The 19,120-nt window shown below is 45.4% G+C and carries 6 protein-coding genes, 11 tRNA genes and 6 rRNA genes; 22 read left to right on the forward strand and 1 reads right to left on the reverse strand.

Features of this window, described 5'->3' with window-relative positions:
* Positions 1–82: 82 nt before the first annotated feature.
* The 20 genes from dusB to rrf (NP781_RS23295) all read left to right on the forward strand — a co-directional run bounded on the left by dusB (position 83) and on the right by rrf (NP781_RS23295) (position 14,834).
* Positions 83–1,123 carry a tRNA dihydrouridine synthase DusB gene (gene dusB, locus NP781_RS23200; protein ID WP_257520914.1) on the forward strand — a complete coding sequence of 347 codons (1,041 nt, stop codon included), beginning with the start codon at positions 83–85 and terminating at the stop codon, positions 1,121–1,123.
* A gap of 179 nt (positions 1,124–1,302) precedes the next feature.
* Complete coding sequence (lysS, locus tag NP781_RS23205; protein WP_221683414.1) at positions 1,303–2,805, forward strand: lysine--tRNA ligase; 1,503 nt, start codon at positions 1,303–1,305, stop codon at positions 2,803–2,805.
* Positions 2,806–3,011: 206 nt separating this feature from the next.
* Positions 3,012–3,293 carry a hypothetical protein gene (locus tag NP781_RS23210; protein WP_221683415.1) on the forward strand — a complete coding sequence of 94 codons (282 nt, stop codon included), beginning with the start codon at positions 3,012–3,014 and terminating at the stop codon, positions 3,291–3,293.
* Positions 3,294–3,966: 673 nt separating this feature from the next.
* Positions 3,967–5,518, forward strand: a 16S ribosomal RNA gene (locus tag NP781_RS23215).
* 181 nt (positions 5,519–5,699) lie between these two features.
* Positions 5,700–8,626: ribosomal RNA gene (locus NP781_RS23220) — 23S ribosomal RNA — on the forward strand.
* A 115-nt stretch (positions 8,627–8,741) separates the two neighbouring features.
* Positions 8,742–8,857, forward strand: a 5S ribosomal RNA gene (rrf, locus tag NP781_RS23225).
* Positions 8,858–8,867: 10 nt separating this feature from the next.
* Positions 8,868–8,943: transfer RNA gene (locus NP781_RS23230), tRNA-Val, on the forward strand.
* Positions 8,944–8,946: 3 nt separating this feature from the next.
* Positions 8,947–9,022 (forward strand) — tRNA-Thr (locus NP781_RS23235).
* Between the two features lie 6 nt (positions 9,023–9,028).
* Positions 9,029–9,104 (forward strand) — tRNA-Lys (locus tag NP781_RS23240).
* Between the two features lie 17 nt (positions 9,105–9,121).
* Positions 9,122–9,206 (forward strand) — tRNA-Leu (locus NP781_RS23245).
* Positions 9,207–9,243: 37 nt separating this feature from the next.
* Positions 9,244–9,318: transfer RNA gene (locus NP781_RS23250), tRNA-Gly, on the forward strand.
* Positions 9,319–9,323: 5 nt separating this feature from the next.
* Positions 9,324–9,412, forward strand: a tRNA-Leu gene (locus tag NP781_RS23255).
* 7 nt (positions 9,413–9,419) lie between these two features.
* A tRNA-Arg gene (locus NP781_RS23260) sits at positions 9,420–9,496 on the forward strand.
* 9 nt (positions 9,497–9,505) lie between these two features.
* Positions 9,506–9,582 (forward strand) — tRNA-Pro (locus NP781_RS23265).
* A 20-nt stretch (positions 9,583–9,602) separates the two neighbouring features.
* Positions 9,603–9,678: transfer RNA gene (locus NP781_RS23270), tRNA-Ala, on the forward strand.
* Positions 9,679–9,821: 143 nt separating this feature from the next.
* Positions 9,822–11,373, forward strand: a 16S ribosomal RNA gene (locus NP781_RS23275).
* Between the two features lie 94 nt (positions 11,374–11,467).
* Positions 11,468–11,544, forward strand: a tRNA-Ile gene (locus NP781_RS23280).
* A 12-nt stretch (positions 11,545–11,556) separates the two neighbouring features.
* Positions 11,557–11,632: transfer RNA gene (locus tag NP781_RS23285), tRNA-Ala, on the forward strand.
* 89 nt (positions 11,633–11,721) lie between these two features.
* Positions 11,722–14,648: ribosomal RNA gene (locus tag NP781_RS23290) — 23S ribosomal RNA — on the forward strand.
* A 70-nt stretch (positions 14,649–14,718) separates the two neighbouring features.
* Positions 14,719–14,834 (forward strand): 5S ribosomal RNA (rrf, locus tag NP781_RS23295).
* The 16S, 23S and 5S rRNA genes sit together here with 11 tRNA genes alongside, the layout of an rRNA operon.
* Positions 14,835–14,937: 103 nt before the next feature.
* On the opposite strand, the gene NP781_RS23300 is transcribed toward rrf (NP781_RS23295), so the two are convergent.
* A complete protein-coding gene (locus tag NP781_RS23300) occupies positions 14,938–15,609 on the reverse strand; it encodes a LytTR family DNA-binding domain-containing protein (protein ID WP_221681308.1) in 672 nt (223 codons plus the stop codon).
* 214 nt (positions 15,610–15,823) lie between these two features.
* Between NP781_RS23300 and aceA the strand changes: the two genes are divergently transcribed.
* Together aceA and aceB are read left to right on the forward strand one after the other, a co-directional pair.
* The gene (gene aceA, locus NP781_RS23305) at positions 15,824–17,107 is read left to right on the forward strand and encodes an isocitrate lyase (protein ID WP_221681309.1); all 1,284 of its coding nucleotides are present in this window, start codon (positions 15,824–15,826) and stop codon (positions 17,105–17,107) included.
* 112 nt (positions 17,108–17,219) lie between these two features.
* A complete protein-coding gene (aceB, locus tag NP781_RS23310; protein WP_257522570.1) occupies positions 17,220–18,818 on the forward strand; it encodes a malate synthase A in 1,599 nt (532 codons plus the stop codon).
* Positions 18,819–19,120 lie beyond the last annotated feature (302 nt).

The following is a 19,120-nucleotide window of genomic DNA, read 5'->3' on the forward strand; positions in this document are numbered from 1 at the left end:
TGTATAGGAATGAATTATCAGCGTATAGCATTAACGATAGATAGAGAAAATAGGTAAAGCCTATAGAGGAGGAAGAAAAACGTTGGGTCAGTCAACAGAGAAGCCATTTCAAATTGGCGATATTGTCATGGACAACCGAGTAGTATTAGCGCCAATGGCTGGGATTTGTAACTCTGCTTTCCGATTAACGGTTAAGGAGTTTGGGGCAGGTCTCGTATACGCTGAAATGATTAGTGATAAGGGCATTGTCCAAAAAAATGAAAAAACATTAGGTATGCTTTATATCGATGAACGTGAAAATCCTCTTTCATTGCAAATCTTTGGTGGAGATAAAGAAACCTTAGTGGAAGCAGCGAAATATGTGGATGAAAATACGACTGCTGATATTATTGATATCAACATGGGGTGTCCTGTTAATAAAATTATAAAATGTGAAGCGGGAGCACGTTTACTACTTGATCCTAATAAAGTATATGAGATGGTAGCGGCTGTTGTGGATGCTGTTAAAAAGCCTGTTAGCGTAAAAATGCGTATTGGTTGGGATGAAGAACATATCTTTGCAATTGAAAACGCTCAAGCTGTTGAGCGTGCAGGTGCAGCTGCAGTAGCAGTTCATGGTCGTACACGTGTACAAATGTATGAAGGTAAAGCGAACTGGGATTACATTCGTCAAGTGAAGGAAAATGTCAGCATTCCTGTGCTAGGTAATGGTGACGTGGAAACACCCCAAGATGCTAAACGTATGCTGGAAACTACAGGTGTAGATGCAGTAATGATTGGACGTGCTGCTTTAGGTAATCCATGGATGATCTATCGTACGGTTCAATACCTAGCAACTGGTGAATTAAAAGAAGAGCCAAGTGTACGAGAAAAAATGGACGTATGTTTACTACACTTTGAACGACTTCTTCAATTAAAGGGAGAAGGAATTGCAGTACGGGAAATGCGTAAGCATGCATCATGGTATTTAAAAGGAATCCGTGGCAATGGTAAGGCCCGCAATGCTATTAACCAAACAGAAACGGCGGCAGAACTTCGAGTACTATTAAATAGTCTTGTACAGGAGTATGAAGAAAGCGAAACTAAATTGATTGTTCCAGAAGTCAAAGAATTAATTATATAGTTTTTATTATGGGCGTCTCTATAATTTGATAGAGGCGCCTTTTCAGCAACACCTTTAATTTTTAGAATTATTAATTATTTTGCATTGGATTGAAAATAAATTGAAACAGATGATTACAGCACTGAAATTGTGTACAATAGAAATATTATGGACGTAAACGCGGACAATTTACTTAAGGAGTGAAACAAGTGTCAAATATAGAAGAATTAAATGATCAACTATTGGTGAGACGCCAAAAGATGACAACGATACTAGAAAATGGACAAGATCCATTTGGAAGCCGTTTTGAGCGTACACATTTATCAACAGAAGTACGTGAGCAATTTGCAGATCAAACAAAAGAACAGCTTGAGGAAAACCTTCAAGAGGTAATTATTGCGGGCCGTATTATGACGAAACGTGGTAAAGGAAAAGCTGGCTTTGCACATATTCAAGATTTAAATGGTCAAATACAAATTTATGTTCGTCAAGATCATGTAGGCGAAGAAGCGTATGAATTATTTAAACAAGCTGATTTAGGAGATATCGTTGGTGTGCGTGGTAACGTGTTCCGTACACAAGTGGGAGAACTTTCTGTAAAGGCTGAGGAATTCACATTCCTTACAAAAGCGCTACGTCCTATGCCAGAGAAATTCCACGGCTTGCAGGATGTTGAGCAACGTTATCGCCAACGTTATCTAGATTTAATGACAAACGAAGATAGCAAAAAGACATTTATCACGCGTTCGAAAATTATTCGTGCAATACGAAATTACTTAGATAATGCTGGATACTTAGAAGTAGAAACACCAATGCTTCACACAATTGCTGGTGGCGCAGCTGCTCGTCCATTTATTACGCATCACAATGCCCTTGATATGGAATTATATATGCGAATTGCCATCGAATTGCATTTAAAACGTTTAATAGTTGGTGGTTTAGAGAAAGTTTACGAGATCGGACGTGTGTTCCGTAATGAAGGAATTTCTACACGCCACAACCCTGAATTTACAATGATTGAACTGTATGAAGCATTTGCTGATTATCAAGATATCATGTCTCTAACTGAAAACCTTATTGCACATGTAGCCCAAGAAGTTCTTGGTACAACATCCGTTCAATATGGTGAAGATGAAATCAACCTTGCTGTAGGCTGGAAACGAGTTCATATGGTTGACGCTGTAAAAGAGGCAACAGGTGTAGACTTCTGGCAGCCGATGACAAAAGAACAAGCACAAGCACTTGCTAAAGAGCATGGAGTTGAAGTAAAGGATGTTCACGAAGTAGGTCATATTATCAATGAATTCTTCGAACAGAAAGTAGAAGAGACGCTTGTACAGCCTACATTTGTATATGGTCACCCGGTAGAAATCTCACCTCTTGCGAAGAAAAATCCAGAGGACGAGCGTTTTACAGATCGCTTTGAGTTATTTATCGTTCGTCGTGAGCACGCCAATGCTTTCACTGAGTTAAATGACCCTATCGACCAACGCCAACGCTTTGAAGCACAATTGGCAGAAAAAGAAGCAGGTAATGATGAGGCACATGAAATGGACAATGATTTCATTGAAGCATTAGAATACGGTATGCCTCCAACAGGTGGTTTAGGTATTGGTATTGACCGTTTAATTATGCTACTAACAAATTCACCATCAATTCGTGATGTATTATTGTTCCCAACAATGCGTCATATTACAAAATAAATTGCTGCGTAGGCTCTTTATAGAGCTATTAAAGAGCAGTCAATGGATTAAGAGGAGAATTCACATGATAGTGAGTTCTCTTCTTTTTGTTCAATGAAAAAAATTAAGTTGTTTAAACGTGGTTTATATTTAGGTTATACTTTTATAGTTCTATGTTTTTCAAATACAATAAGTATAAAAAAGAAGTATTTTATTGGGGGCTTATAATGAATTACAAAATTATTAACAAACAAGTATATGAACAGGCACAATTACGTTCTGTTTCTGATGTTCCGTTTACAGAGGAAGAACTCGAGCATGGTATGAAATTAGTCGTTGCTAAAAAAGACGAGACTCTTACTTTATATTTAGTAGAAATAGATGGCCATAAGAAATTTGATGTTCGTTGGGACGATTCTTCTGAAATCTTTAGTGGCTGGTATTCTGCATGGGATAACTTCTTGTGGTGTTTAAATATAGTTGACCCTCAAGGTAATGAAATAAAATAGGGACATATTAGAAATAAGCAGGCGCTAAAGTACTTCTACTTTAGCGCCTGCTTATTTTCATTTATTGCATTTTTATAAAACCTTCTAAGACTTAAACAACATATTTAAATTTGTAGTTTTTTATGAGCTATATTTAACTTGAAAAGTAAGTAGTATTGTAATTTAAGATATTGAGATTTAATAGAAAGAGATGTATAGTAAAACAAATAATAAATAAGGAAAGATACTATGATTCACGATTCTCGTAAATTCGCAAAATAGCTTATTAAAGCAAGTTTATTAAATAAAATTAGATTTTGTTTAAAAAACACTTGCGAAGTGCTTTCCAACGTGATAAATTATTACTTGTCGTTAAGACAATGCAATCAACGACATCGAACTTCAAAAACAATTTGAAAAAAGATGTTGACATAAACAATTGATTATAATATAATTTAAAAGTTGTCTCCGATGATTTGAAAAGTATTTCAAAAAAAGTGTTGACAACGAAAAAGAAGAAATGTTATAATTTAAAAGTTGCTGTCGAGAGATGGTTGCTAAATGAACCTTGAAAACTGAACAAGCAAAACGTAATCAATAAAGTTTTAAGTAACTAGCTTCGGTTAGTGAACGAAACACAATTTTGGACATCAAACATGATGCCAGCAAAACAATTTGAGCTAATCAAATTTCTTTTATGGAGAGTTTGATCCTGGCTCAGGACGAACGCTGGCGGCGTGCCTAATACATGCAAGTCGAGCGAACAGAAAAGGAGCTTGCTCCTTTGACGTTAGCGGCGGACGGGTGAGTAACACGTGGGCAACCTACCTTATAGTTTGGGATAACTCCGGGAAACCGGGGCTAATACCGAATAATCTCCTTTACTTCATGGTGAAGGACTGAAAGACGGTTTCGGCTGTCGCTATAGGATGGGCCCGCGGCGCATTAGCTAGTTGGTGAGGTAACGGCTCACCAAGGCGACGATGCGTAGCCGACCTGAGAGGGTGATCGGCCACACTGGGACTGAGACACGGCCCAGACTCCTACGGGAGGCAGCAGTAGGGAATCTTCCACAATGGGCGAAAGCCTGATGGAGCAACGCCGCGTGAGTGAAGAAGGTTTTCGGATCGTAAAACTCTGTTGTAAGGGAAGAACAAGTACAGTAGTAACTGGCTGTACCTTGACGGTACCTTATTAGAAAGCCACGGCTAACTACGTGCCAGCAGCCGCGGTAATACGTAGGTGGCAAGCGTTGTCCGGAATTATTGGGCGTAAAGCGCGCGCAGGCGGTCCTTTAAGTCTGATGTGAAAGCCCACGGCTCAACCGTGGAGGGTCATTGGAAACTGGGGGACTTGAGTGCAGAAGAGGAAAGTGGAATTCCAAGTGTAGCGGTGAAATGCGTAGAGATTTGGAGGAACACCAGTGGCGAAGGCGACTTTCTGGTCTGTAACTGACGCTGAGGCGCGAAAGCGTGGGGAGCAAACAGGATTAGATACCCTGGTAGTCCACGCCGTAAACGATGAGTGCTAAGTGTTAGGGGGTTTCCGCCCCTTAGTGCTGCAGCTAACGCATTAAGCACTCCGCCTGGGGAGTACGGTCGCAAGACTGAAACTCAAAGGAATTGACGGGGGCCCGCACAAGCGGTGGAGCATGTGGTTTAATTCGAAGCAACGCGAAGAACCTTACCAGGTCTTGACATCCCGTTGACCACTGTAGAGATATAGTTTCCCCTTCGGGGGCAACGGTGACAGGTGGTGCATGGTTGTCGTCAGCTCGTGTCGTGAGATGTTGGGTTAAGTCCCGCAACGAGCGCAACCCTTGATCTTAGTTGCCATCATTTAGTTGGGCACTCTAAGGTGACTGCCGGTGACAAACCGGAGGAAGGTGGGGATGACGTCAAATCATCATGCCCCTTATGACCTGGGCTACACACGTGCTACAATGGACGATACAAACGGTTGCCAACTCGCGAGAGGGAGCTAATCCGATAAAGTCGTTCTCAGTTCGGATTGTAGGCTGCAACTCGCCTACATGAAGCCGGAATCGCTAGTAATCGCGGATCAGCATGCCGCGGTGAATACGTTCCCGGGCCTTGTACACACCGCCCGTCACACCACGAGAGTTTGTAACACCCGAAGTCGGTGAGGTAACCTTTTGGAGCCAGCCGCCGAAGGTGGGATAGATGATTGGGGTGAAGTCGTAACAAGGTAGCCGTATCGGAAGGTGCGGCTGGATCACCTCCTTTCTAAGGATTATTTCGGAATACAAACCTTGGGTTTGTACGATTACGTTTTGCGTTCAGTTTTGAAGGTTCATTCTATCTGAATGAAACACTTCAAAACTTGTTCTTTGAAAACTGGATAAAACGACATTGAAATTGTAACAAACACATTTATTTTTTAAGTTTTTTATAGGCTTAATAACTTGGTTAAGTTATTAAGGGCGCACGGCGAATGCCTTGGCACTAGGAGCCGAAGAAGGACGGCACTAACACCGATATGCTTCGGGGAGCTGTAAGTGAGCTTTGATCCGGAGATTTCCGAATGGGGGAACCCACTACGTTTAATCGCGTAGTATCTTGACGTGAATACATAGCGTCTTGAAGGCAGACCCAGGGAACTGAAACATCTAAGTACCTGGAGGAAGAGAAAGAAAAATCGATTCCCTGAGTAGCGGCGAGCGAAACGGGAAGAGCCCAAACCAAGAGGCTTGCCTCTTGGGGTTGTAGGACACTCAATACGGAGTTACAAAAGAGCGAGTTAGATGAAGCGACTTGGAAAGGTCCGCCAGAGCAGGTAAAAGCCCTGTAGTCGAAAGTTCGTTCTCTCCTGAGTGGATCCTGAGTACGGCGGAACACGTGAAATTCCGTCGGAATCCGGGAGGACCATCTCCCAAGGCTAAATACTACCTAGTGACCGATAGTGAACCAGTACCGTGAGGGAAAGGTGAAAAGCACGCCGGAAGGGGAGTGAAAGAGATCCTGAAACCGTGTGCCTACAAGTAGTTAGAGCCCGTTAATGGGTGATAGCGTGCCTTTTGTAGAATGAACCGGCGAGTTACGATTACGTGCAAGGTTAAGCTTTAGAAGGCGGAGCCGCAGCGAAAGCGAGTCTGAATAGGGCGAAATAGTACGTGGTCGTAGACCCGAAACCAGGTGATCTACCCATGTCCAGGGTGAAGGTGAGGTAACACTTACTGGAGGCCCGAACCCACGCACGTTGAAAAGTGCGGGGATGAGGTGTGGGTAGCGGAGAAATTCCAATCGAACTTGGAGATAGCTGGTTCTCTCCGAAATAGCTTTAGGGCTAGCCTCGTGATGAGAATACTGGAGGTAGAGCACTGTTTGGACTAGGGGGCCATCCCGGTTTACCGAATTCAGACAAACTCCGAATGCCAGATATTTATACACGGGAGTCAGACTGCGAGTGATAAGATCCGTAGTCAAAAGGGAAACAGCCCAGACCACCAGCTAAGGTCCCAAAGTAATCGTTAAGTGGAAAAGGATGTGGCGTTGCACAGACAACCAGGATGTTGGCTTAGAAGCAGCCATCATTTAAAGAGTGCGTAATAGCTCACTGGTCGAGTGACGCTGCGCCGAAAATGTATCGGGGCTAAACGATTCACCGAAGCTGTGGATTGACATCTACGATGTCAGTGGTAGGAGAGCGTTCTAAGTGCGTTGAAGTCAGACCGGAAGGACTGGTGGAGCGCTTAGAAGTGAGAATGCCGGTATGAGTAGCGAAAGACGGGTGAGAATCCCGTCCACCGTATGACTAAGGTTTCCTGAGGAAGGCTCGTCCGCTCAGGGTTAGTCGGGACCTAAGCCGAGGCCGATAGGCGTAGGCGATGGACAACAGGTTGATATTCCTGTACCACCTCCTCACCGTTTGAGAAATGGGGGGACGCAGTAGGATAGGGTAAGCGCGCCGTTGGTTGTGCGCGTCCAAGCAGTAAGGCGTGTGTGTAGGCAAATCCGCACACTGTAACGTTGAGCTGTGATGGCGAGTCCGTATGGACGAAGTTCCTGATTTCACACTGCCAAGAAAAGCCTCTATCGAGGTGAGAGGTGCCCGTACCGCAAACCGACACAGGTAGTCGAGGAGAGAATCCTAAGGTGTGCGAGAGAACTCTCGTTAAGGAACTCGGCAAAATGACCCCGTAACTTCGGGAGAAGGGGTGCTCTTGAGCGTGCAAGCGCATGAGAGCCGCAGTGAATAGGCCCAGGCGACTGTTTAGCAAAAACACAGGTCTCTGCAAAACCGTAAGGTGACGTATAGGGGCTGACGCCTGCCCGGTGCTGGAAGGTTAAGAGGAGTGGTTAGCGCAAGCGAAGCTGCGAATTGAAGCCCCAGTAAACGGCGGCCGTAACTATAACGGTCCTAAGGTAGCGAAATTCCTTGTCGGGTAAGTTCCGACCCGCACGAAAGGCGTAACGATCTGGGCACTGTCTCAACGAGAGACTCGGTGAAATTATAGTACCTGTGAAGATGCAGGTTACCCGCGACAGGACGGAAAGACCCCGTGGAGCTTTACTGTAGCCTGATATTGAATTTTGGTACAACTTGTACAGGATAGGTAGGAGCCAGAGATCTCGGAGCGCCAGCTTCGAAGGAGGCGTCGGTGGGATACTACCCTGGTTGTATTGAAATTCTAACCCATGCCCCTTAGCGGGGCAGGAGACAGTGTCAGGCGGACAGTTTGACTGGGGCGGTCGCCTCCTAAAAGGTAACGGAGGCGCCCAAAGGTTCCCTCAGAATGGTTGGAAATCATTCGTAGAGTGTAAAGGCACAAGGGAGCTTGACTGCGAGACCTACAAGTCGAGCAGGGTCGAAAGACGGGCTTAGTGATCCGGTGGTTCCGCATGGAAGGGCCATCGCTCAACGGATAAAAGCTACCCCGGGGATAACAGGCTTATCTCCCCCAAGAGTCCACATCGACGGGGAGGTTTGGCACCTCGATGTCGGCTCATCGCATCCTGGGGCTGTAGTCGGTCCCAAGGGTTGGGCTGTTCGCCCATTAAAGCGGTACGCGAGCTGGGTTCAGAACGTCGTGAGACAGTTCGGTCCCTATCCGTCGTGGGCGTAGGAAATTTGAGAGGAGCTGTCCTTAGTACGAGAGGACCGGGATGGACACACCGCTGGTGTACCAGTTGTCTTGCCAAAGGCATCGCTGGGTAGCTATGTGTGGACGGGATAAGTGCTGAAAGCATCTAAGCATGAAGCCCCCTCAAGATGAGATTTCCCATTACGCAAGTAAGTAAGATCCCTCAAAGACGATGAGGTAGATAGGTTCGAGGTGGAAGTGTGGTGACACATGGAGCTGACGAATACTAATCGATCGAGGACTTAACCAAAAAAGTTTGAAGCATTCAATGCACCGTTTATCCAGTTTTGAAAGAACAAGTAAGTTTTAAAAAAAGCTTGTATTTATACTGAAATATGGTATAATAAATCTTGTCTTTTAATAAGTCTAGTGATGATGGCAAAGAGGTCACACCCGTTCCCATACCGAACACGGAAGTTAAGCTCTTTAGCGCCGATGGTAGTTGGGGGCTTCCCCCTGCGAGAGTAGGACATCGCTAGGCATAATACCCAGGAGGATTAGCTCAGCTGGGAGAGCATCTGCCTTACAAGCAGAGGGTCGGCGGTTCGAGCCCGTCATCCTCCACCATATGCCGGTTTAGCTCAGCAGGTAGAGCAACTGACTTGTAATCAGTAGGTCGTGGGTTCGATTCCTATAGCCGGCACCATTTTTCGAGCCATTAGCTCAGTTGGTAGAGCATCTGACTTTTAATCAGAGGGTCGAAGGTTCGAGTCCTTCATGGCTCACCATTTTCAAATAATAATAAGCGGGTGTGGCGGAATTGGCAGACGCACTAGACTTAGGATCTAGCGCCGCAAGGCGTGGGGGTTCGACTCCCTTCACCCGCACCATTATTTTCATTGCCAGATAAAAAAAGCTTATGCACATGCGGAAGTAGTTCAGTGGTAGAACACCACCTTGCCAAGGTGGGGGTCGCGAGTTCGAACCTCGTCTTCCGCTCCAAATGTGCCGGGGTGGCGGAACTGGCAGACGCACAGGACTTAAAATCCTGCGGTAGGTGACTACCGTACCGGTTCGATTCCGGTCCTCGGCACCATTTAAATGCGCCCGTAGCTCAATTGGATAGAGCGTCTGACTACGGATCAGAAGGTTATGGGTTCGACTCCTGTCGGGCGCGCCATAATAACAACGGGAAGTAGCTCAGCTTGGTAGAGCACTTGGTTTGGGACCAAGGGGTCGCAGGTTCGAATCCTGTCTTCCCGACCATTTCCTAAAAATAAAAAAACGGGGCCTTAGCTCAGCTGGGAGAGCGCCTGCCTTGCACGCAGGAGGTCAGCGGTTCGATCCCGCTAGGCTCCACCAATTCAAATAAATGAACCTTGAAAACTGAACAAGCAAAACGTAATCAATAAAGTTTTAAGTAACTAGCTTCGGTTAGTGAACGAAACACAATTTTGGACATCAAACATGATGCCAGCAAAACAATTTGAGCTAATCAAATTTCTTTTATGGAGAGTTTGATCCTGGCTCAGGACGAACGCTGGCGGCGTGCCTAATACATGCAAGTCGAGCGAACAGAAAAGGAGCTTGCTCCTTTGACGTTAGCGGCGGACGGGTGAGTAACACGTGGGCAACCTACCTTGTAGTTTGGGATAACTCCGGGAAACCGGGGCTAATACCGAATAATCTCCTTTACTTCATGGTGAAGGACTGAAAGACGGTTTCGGCTGTCGCTATAGGATGGGCCCGCGGCGCATTAGCTAGTTGGTGAGGTAACGGCTCACCAAGGCGACGATGCGTAGCCGACCTGAGAGGGTGATCGGCCACACTGGGACTGAGACACGGCCCAGACTCCTACGGGAGGCAGCAGTAGGGAATCTTCCACAATGGGCGAAAGCCTGATGGAGCAACGCCGCGTGAGTGAAGAAGGTTTTCGGATCGTAAAACTCTGTTGTAAGGGAAGAACAAGTACAGTAGTAACTGGCTGTACCTTGACGGTACCTTATTAGAAAGCCACGGCTAACTACGTGCCAGCAGCCGCGGTAATACGTAGGTGGCAAGCGTTGTCCGGAATTATTGGGCGTAAAGCGCGCGCAGGCGGTCCTTTAAGTCTGATGTGAAAGCCCACGGCTCAACCGTGGAGGGTCATTGGAAACTGGGGGACTTGAGTGCAGAAGAGGAAAGTGGAATTCCAAGTGTAGCGGTGAAATGCGTAGAGATTTGGAGGAACACCAGTGGCGAAGGCGACTTTCTGGTCTGTAACTGACGCTGAGGCGCGAAAGCGTGGGGAGCAAACAGGATTAGATACCCTGGTAGTCCACGCCGTAAACGATGAGTGCTAAGTGTTAGGGGGTTTCCGCCCCTTAGTGCTGCAGCTAACGCATTAAGCACTCCGCCTGGGGAGTACGGTCGCAAGACTGAAACTCAAAGGAATTGACGGGGGCCCGCACAAGCGGTGGAGCATGTGGTTTAATTCGAAGCAACGCGAAGAACCTTACCAGGTCTTGACATCCCGTTGACCACTGTAGAGATATAGTTTCCCCTTCGGGGGCAACGGTGACAGGTGGTGCATGGTTGTCGTCAGCTCGTGTCGTGAGATGTTGGGTTAAGTCCCGCAACGAGCGCAACCCTTGATCTTAGTTGCCATCATTTAGTTGGGCACTCTAAGGTGACTGCCGGTGACAAACCGGAGGAAGGTGGGGATGACGTCAAATCATCATGCCCCTTATGACCTGGGCTACACACGTGCTACAATGGACGATACAAACGGTTGCCAACTCGCGAGAGGGAGCTAATCCGATAAAGTCGTTCTCAGTTCGGATTGTAGGCTGCAACTCGCCTACATGAAGCCGGAATCGCTAGTAATCGCGGATCAGCATGCCGCGGTGAATACGTTCCCGGGCCTTGTACACACCGCCCGTCACACCACGAGAGTTTGTAACACCCGAAGTCGGTGAGGTAACCTTTTGGAGCCAGCCGCCGAAGGTGGGATAGATGATTGGGGTGAAGTCGTAACAAGGTAGCCGTATCGGAAGGTGCGGCTGGATCACCTCCTTTCTAAGGATTATTTCGGAATACAAACCTTGGGTTTGTAAGATTACGTTTTGCGTTCAGTTTTGAAGGTTTATGAAATTTAATAAAACTTCCAAGAGGGCCTATAGCTCAGCTGGTTAGAGCGCACGCCTGATAAGCGTGAGGTCGATGGTTCGAGTCCATTTAGGCCCACCATATATACCTCTTGGGGCCTTAGCTCAGCTGGGAGAGCGCCTGCCTTGCACGCAGGAGGTCAGCGGTTCGATCCCGCTAGGCTCCACCATTTTTTTGTTCTTTGAAAACTGGATAAAACGACATTGAAATTGTAACAAACACATTTATTTTTTAAGTTTTTTATAGGCTTAATAACTTGGTTAAGTTATTAAGGGCGCACGGCGAATGCCTTGGCACTAGGAGCCGAAGAAGGACGGCACTAACACCGATATGCTTCGGGGAGCTGTAAGTGAGCTTTGATCCGGAGATTTCCGAATGGGGGAACCCACTACGTTTAATCGCGTAGTATCTTGACGTGAATACATAGCGTCTTGAAGGCAGACCCAGGGAACTGAAACATCTAAGTACCTGGAGGAAGAGAAAGAAAAATCGATTCCCTGAGTAGCGGCGAGCGAAACGGGAAGAGCCCAAACCAAGAGGCTTGCCTCTTGGGGTTGTAGGACACTCAATACGGAGTTACAAAAGAGCGAGTTAGATGAAGCGACTTGGAAAGGTCCGCCAGAGCAGGTAAAAGCCCTGTAGTCGAAAGTTCGTTCTCTCCTGAGTGGATCCTGAGTACGGCGGAACACGTGAAATTCCGTCGGAATCCGGGAGGACCATCTCCCAAGGCTAAATACTACCTAGTGACCGATAGTGAACCAGTACCGTGAGGGAAAGGTGAAAAGCACCCCGGAAGGGGAGTGAAAGAGATCCTGAAACCGTGTGCCTACAAGTAGTTAGAGCCCGTTAATGGGTGATAGCGTGCCTTTTGTAGAATGAACCGGCGAGTTACGATTACGTGCGAGGTTAAGCTTTAGAAGGCGGAGCCGCAGCGAAAGCGAGTCTGAATAGGGCGAAATAGTACGTGGTCGTAGACCCGAAACCAGGTGATCTACCCATGTCCAGGGTGAAGGTGAGGTAACACTTACTGGAGGCCCGAACCCACGCACGTTGAAAAGTGCGGGGATGAGGTGTGGGTAGCGGAGAAATTCCAATCGAACTTGGAGATAGCTGGTTCTCTCCGAAATAGCTTTAGGGCTAGCCTCGTGATGAGAATACTGGAGGTAGAGCACTGTTTGGACTAGGGGGCCATCCCGGTTTACCGAATTCAGACAAACTCCGAATGCCAGATATTTATACACGGGAGTCAGACTGCGAGTGATAAGATCCGTAGTCAAAAGGGAAACAGCCCAGACCACCAGCTAAGGTCCCAAAGTAATCGTTAAGTGGAAAAGGATGTGGCGTTGCACAGACAACCAGGATGTTGGCTTAGAAGCAGCCATCATTTAAAGAGTGCGTAATAGCTCACTGGTCGAGTGACGCTGCGCCGAAAATGTATCGGGGCTAAACGATTCACCGAAGCTGTGGATTGACATCTACGATGTCAGTGGTAGGAGAGCGTTCTAAGTGCGTTGAAGTCAGACCGGAAGGACTGGTGGAGCGCTTAGAAGTGAGAATGCCGGTATGAGTAGCGAAAGACGGGTGAGAATCCCGTCCACCGTATGACTAAGGTTTCCTGAGGAAGGCTCGTCCGCTCAGGGTTAGTCGGGACCTAAGCCGAGGCCGATAGGCGTAGGCGATGGACAACAGGTTGATATTCCTGTACCACCTCCTCACCGTTTGAGAAATGGGGGGACGCAGTAGGATAGGGTAAGCGCGCCGTTGGTTGTGCGCGTCCAAGCAGTAAGGCGTGTGTGTAGGCAAATCCGCACACTGTAACGTTGAGCTGTGATGGCGAGTCCGTATGGACGAAGTTCCTGATTTCACACTGCCAAGAAAAGCCTCTATCGAGGTGAGAGGTGCCCGTACCGCAAACCGACACAGGTAGTCGAGGAGAGAATCCTAAGGTGTGCGAGAGAACTCTCGTTAAGGAACTCGGCAAAATGACCCCGTAACTTCGGGAGAAGGGGTGCTCTTGAGCGTGCAAGCGCATGAGAGCCGCAGTGAATAGGCCCAGGCGACTGTTTAGCAAAAACACAGGTCTCTGCAAAACCGTAAGGTGACGTATAGGGGCTGACGCCTGCCCGGTGCTGGAAGGTTAAGAGGAGTGGTTAGCGCAAGCGAAGCTGCGAATTGAAGCCCCAGTAAACGGCGGCCGTAACTATAACGGTCCTAAGGTAGCGAAATTCCTTGTCGGGTAAGTTCCGACCCGCACGAAAGGCGTAACGATCTGGGCACTGTCTCAACGAGAGACTCGGTGAAATTATAGTACCTGTGAAGATGCAGGTTACCCGCGACAGGACGGAAAGACCCCGTGGAGCTTTACTGTAGCCTGATATTGAATTTTGGTACAACTTGTACAGGATAGGTAGGAGCCAGAGATCTCGGAGCGCCAGCTTCGAAGGAGGCGTCGGTGGGATACTACCCTGGTTGTATTGAAATTCTAACCCATGCCCCTTAGCGGGGCAGGAGACAGTGTCAGGCGGACAGTTTGACTGGGGCGGTCGCCTCCTAAAAGGTAACGGAGGCGCCCAAAGGTTCCCTCAGAATGGTTGGAAATCATTCGTAGAGTGTAAAGGCACAAGGGAGCTTGACTGCGAGACCTACAAGTCGAGCAGGGTCGAAAGACGGGCTTAGTGATCCGGTGGTTCCGCATGGAAGGGCCATCGCTCAACGGATAAAAGCTACCCCGGGGATAACAGGCTTATCTCCCCCAAGAGTCCACATCGACGGGGAGGTTTGGCACCTCGATGTCGGCTCATCGCATCCTGGGGCTGTAGTCGGTCCCAAGGGTTGGGCTGTTCGCCCATTAAAGCGGTACGCGAGCTGGGTTCAGAACGTCGTGAGACAGTTCGGTCCCTATCCGTCGTGGGCGTAGGAAATTTGAGAGGAGCTGTCCTTAGTACGAGAGGACCGGGATGGACACACCGCTGGTGTACCAGTTGTCTTGCCAAAGGCATCGCTGGGTAGCTATGTGTGGACGGGATAAGTGCTGAAAGCATCTAAGCATGAAGCCCCCTCAAGATGAGATTTCCCATTACGCAAGTAAGTAAGATCCCTCAAAGACGATGAGGTAGATAGGTTCGAGGTGGAAGTGTGGTGACACATGGAGCTGACGAATACTAATCGATCGAGGACTTAACCAAAAAAGTTTGAAGCATTCAATGCACCGTTTATCCAGTTTTGAAAGAACAATTCTTTCAATTAAATACAAAGTCTAGTGATGATGGCAAAGAGGTCACACCCGTTCCCATACCGAACACGGAAGTTAAGCTCTTTAGCGCCGATGGTAGTTGGGGGCTTCCCCCTGTGAGAGTAGGACGTCGCTAGGCAAATGAAAGATCAGAGAATAAATTCTCTGGTCTTTTTTGTTGTACACAAATTAAGAAGATAGTTTAAATTAGGCTGTCCCCCGAAAAAGACAGCCCTATATACTTAAAATTCAAGAGCACTCCGAAGATCAGTTAGATAAGATTGACTCACTGGCAACTCACTTCCATCAATTAAAGTGACAATAAAATTTGATGTTAAATCACGTGCCATTTTTTTTATGAAGTGTATATTTACAATGTAAGATCTATGGATACGAATAAAATATGATGGTAATCGTAATTGAAGTTCTTTGAGTGTAATGCTCGTTTTATACTGATCACCCTCTACATAAAACCATGTTTTTTTCTGTAGGCTTTCAATATGAGATATTTTATTAATTGCTACAGGATTCCATTCCTCCTCTTGCTTTCCAGTTAAAAATTGAAATGGTTCTGCTCTTTTTGCTGTAAATGATGACGGTAGGACAATGACGAGAGCAGCAGGCTTATTTTGAATGTATATAGGATAACCAATGCCGTAATATGGCGTATCGAATAGGGAATTATCTAATATAGCATCTGTTCTTTTTTGAGTCTGTAATACTTGGTCCGCAATACTCCCAGGTAAGACTTGTTGACCTATCTCTAAATGAATACTTTGGTGACCAGAGTGAAAATAAACATAAGAATTTTCAACAGCAATCGCAATGGATGAATCAGCAGGTATCCAGTCTTTCAACATAAAAATATATTGTTGTGAAATATCTTTTACGAAAGAATTTAACTCATTGTTCATTGTGAATATCCCCCTTGTTTGTAAACAGTCTTCCAAATTTCATCGTCAAAAAAGGTAGTTTTATCCTTAAAATTTGATCTTTTATCGAAAAATAATGAAAATTCAAATAGTCTGTTATATATTAATTTACAACAAATAAACCTGTTATGGAACAGATAATTAAAAGTTTTTTAACAGAGTATATTGTACACAAAGGGGAAGGTGGAATTTCAATATGTCAACTCGTCAAGAAAGAATCGAAACTTTAGAAAAACAATGGGCTGAAAACCCACGTTGGGCTGGTATTGAACGCACATATTCAGCTGAAGAAGTTGTTAAATTACAGGGAACAGTAGTAATTGAACAAACACTAGCGCAAAAAGGTGCTACTCGACTTTGGAATTCATTACATGAGGAACCGTTCATCAATGCATTGGGGGCATTAACGGGGAATCAGGCAGTACAACAAGTAAAAGCTGGCTTAAAGGCTATCTATCTATCAGGCTGGCAAGTAGCTGCTGATGCAAACCTGTCTGGTCAAATGTATCCTGACCAATCATTATATCCAGCTAACTCTGTACCAGCAGTAGTAAAACGAATTAATCAAGCGCTTCAACGTGCAGATCAAATTGATCATGCTGAAGGACGTGTTGATCAATTTGATTGGTTCGCGCCAATCGTAGCAGACGCAGAAGCAGGTTTTGGTGGGCCTCTAAACGTATTCGAGCTTGTAAAAGGTATGATTGAAGCAGGAGCAGCTGGTGTTCACTTAGAAGATCAATTAGCTTCTGAAAAGAAATGTGGACACCTTGGAGGTAAAGTATTACTTCCAACACAAAATGCTGTTCGTAACTTAGTAGCTGCACGATTAGCAACAGATGTTATGGGTGTAGATACAATTTTAATTGCACGTACAGATGCTGATGCTGCTGATATGGTTACATCAGATATTGATCCACGTGATGCAGAGTTCATCACTGGTGAACGCACACCTGAAGGCTTCTTCCGTACAAAAGCTGGAATCAAACAGGCAATTGCTCGTGGTTTAGCTTACGCTCCATATGCAGATTTAATTTGGTGTGAAACTTCTAAACCATCACTTGAAGAAGCTAGAGAATTTGCTGAAGCTATTCATGCTGAGTTCCCAGGTAAAATGCTTGCGTACAACTGCTCACCTTCATTCAACTGGAAGGCAAATCTTTCAGAAGAAGAAATTGCAGAGTATCAACGTGAACTTGGTAAGTTAGGTTATAAATTCCAATTCGTTACTTTAGCAGGTTTCCATGCACTAAACCACTCTATGTTCGAGCTTGCTCATGACTATAAAGATAATGGTATGGCTGCATATTCTAAGCTACAACAAGCAGAATTTGCTTCTGAGTCTAAAGGCTATACAGCTACACGTCACCAACGCGAAGTAGGTACTGGATACTTTGATGAAATCTCTCAGGTTATCTCTGGTGGTACTTCTTCTACAACAGCAATGGCTGGTTCTACTGAAACAGAACAGTTTGTATAAGTCGTAGTTTAAATACGTGTTTTCCTAAATTCATAATCATAGAATAGTCTCCTCCGCTCCTCCTAAAGCGGAGGATGACGAAACTAAAATGACAAAGGTGGGTAAACAGCTAATGGAACAAGCAACGACAGGTAAGCTTAAAATTGTTGGAGAACAAAATGAGCAAACTAATGAAATTTTGACACCTGAAGCTCTTGAATTTGTTCTTGCTCTGCACGAAAAATTTGATGCTCGCCGCAAGGAGCTGTTGGAGGCTCGACAAGAACGCCAAAAACGACTTGATGCGGGAGAGAAGCTGAATTTCCTACCAGAGACAAAGCATATTCGTGAAGGTGATTGGGTAATCGCACCACTTCCAAACGACTTGCAAGATCGCCGTGTTGAAATTACAGGGCCTGTTGATCGGAAAATGGTTATTAATGCGTTAAATTCTGGAGCAAAAATGTTCATGGCATGCTTTGAAGATGCATCTTCTCCGACATGGGAAAATATGATTGGCGGTCAAATTAATATGCGTGATGCTATTAATAAGACGATTGAGTTTACACAAGTATCCAATGGTAAAACATATAAATTAAATGATGAGACGGCAGTGCTATTAGTTCGTCCACGAGGTCTACACTTGCTTGAGAAGCATGTCCTGGTGGATGGAGAGCCGATTTCAGGTAGTTTCTTTGACTTCGGTTTATATCTATTCCACAATGCCAAAAACGCACTTGCACAAGGTACAGGGCCATATTTCTATCTACCAAAGCTTGAAAGTCATTTAGAGGCTCGACTATGGAATGATGTCTTTGTGTTTGCTCAAGATTATATTGGTATTCCACAGGGGACAATAAAAGCTACTGTATTAATCGAAACGATTTTAGCTGCATTTGAGATGGATGAAATTTTATATGAGCTACGTGAACATTCAGCTGGTTTGAATTGTGGTCGTTGGGATTATATTTTCAGCTACATTAAACGTCTACGCAATCAAGCTGATGTTATTTTGCCAGACCGTGGGCAAGTAACGATGACAGTACCTTTTATGAAAGCCTATACATCTTTATGTATTCAAACATGTCACAAGCGAAATGCACCAGCAATGGGCGGAATGGCAGCTCAAATTCCAGTTAAAAATGATGATGAGGCGAATGCAGTGGCATTTGCAAAGGTGGCAGAAGATAAACGTCGTGAGGCAACAGAGGGGCATGACGGTACATGGGTAGCACATCCTGGTATGGTTGCAACAGCGATGGAGCAATTTGATGCTATTATGACAACGCCTAATCAAATTCATAAAAAGCGTGAGGATGTACAAGTATCAGCCGAAGATTTAGTAGCTGTACCAGAAGGAACAATTACAATTGAAGGTCTACGTATTAACTGTAGTGTGGGTGTACAATATATTGCTTCATGGCTTCGAGGTAACGGAGCTGCACCAATTAATAACTTGATGGAGGATGCTGCAACAGCAGAAATCTCTCGTACACAAGTATGGCAATGGATCCGTCATCCCAAAGGAATCTTAGATGATGGACGCGGTATTACACTAGCATTTGTTTTAGAAATATTGGAAGAAGAACTTGTGAAAATTAAAGAGGCTGTTGGGGAACAAGCTTATAACAGTGGTCGCTATGAAGAAGCTGCTGAACTGTTTAAATCCTTAATTGAACAAGATGAATTTGCGGAATTCTTGACACTTCCAGGGTATGAAAAATTAGCGTAAAATACAAGTCTACTATCCAACATATCAAACTTTCCTAATAACTATCTAAGGATTGCACTCGGGTACAATCCAGCCTATTCCACTAACATAACGTGACGGGGTCTGTTCCCCCGTTTAAAGAGATGAGCACGATTGAATTAAAAGGGGTCTATAAATAAAAGTTAAGAGATTTTAAGGGGTAAAGATGTCTTACTAGCTTAGATGGGGAGCAGTAAGGCATCTTTTATATAGTACATCCGTGTAACTGTTTTTTTAGTTACGCGGTTTTTCTATGCTAATTTACTACGGCTAGTACAAAGCCG

This window comes from Lysinibacillus sp. FN11, from assembly GCF_024628845.1.
Lineage (GTDB): Bacteria > Bacillota > Bacilli > Bacillales_A > Planococcaceae > Lysinibacillus > Lysinibacillus capsici.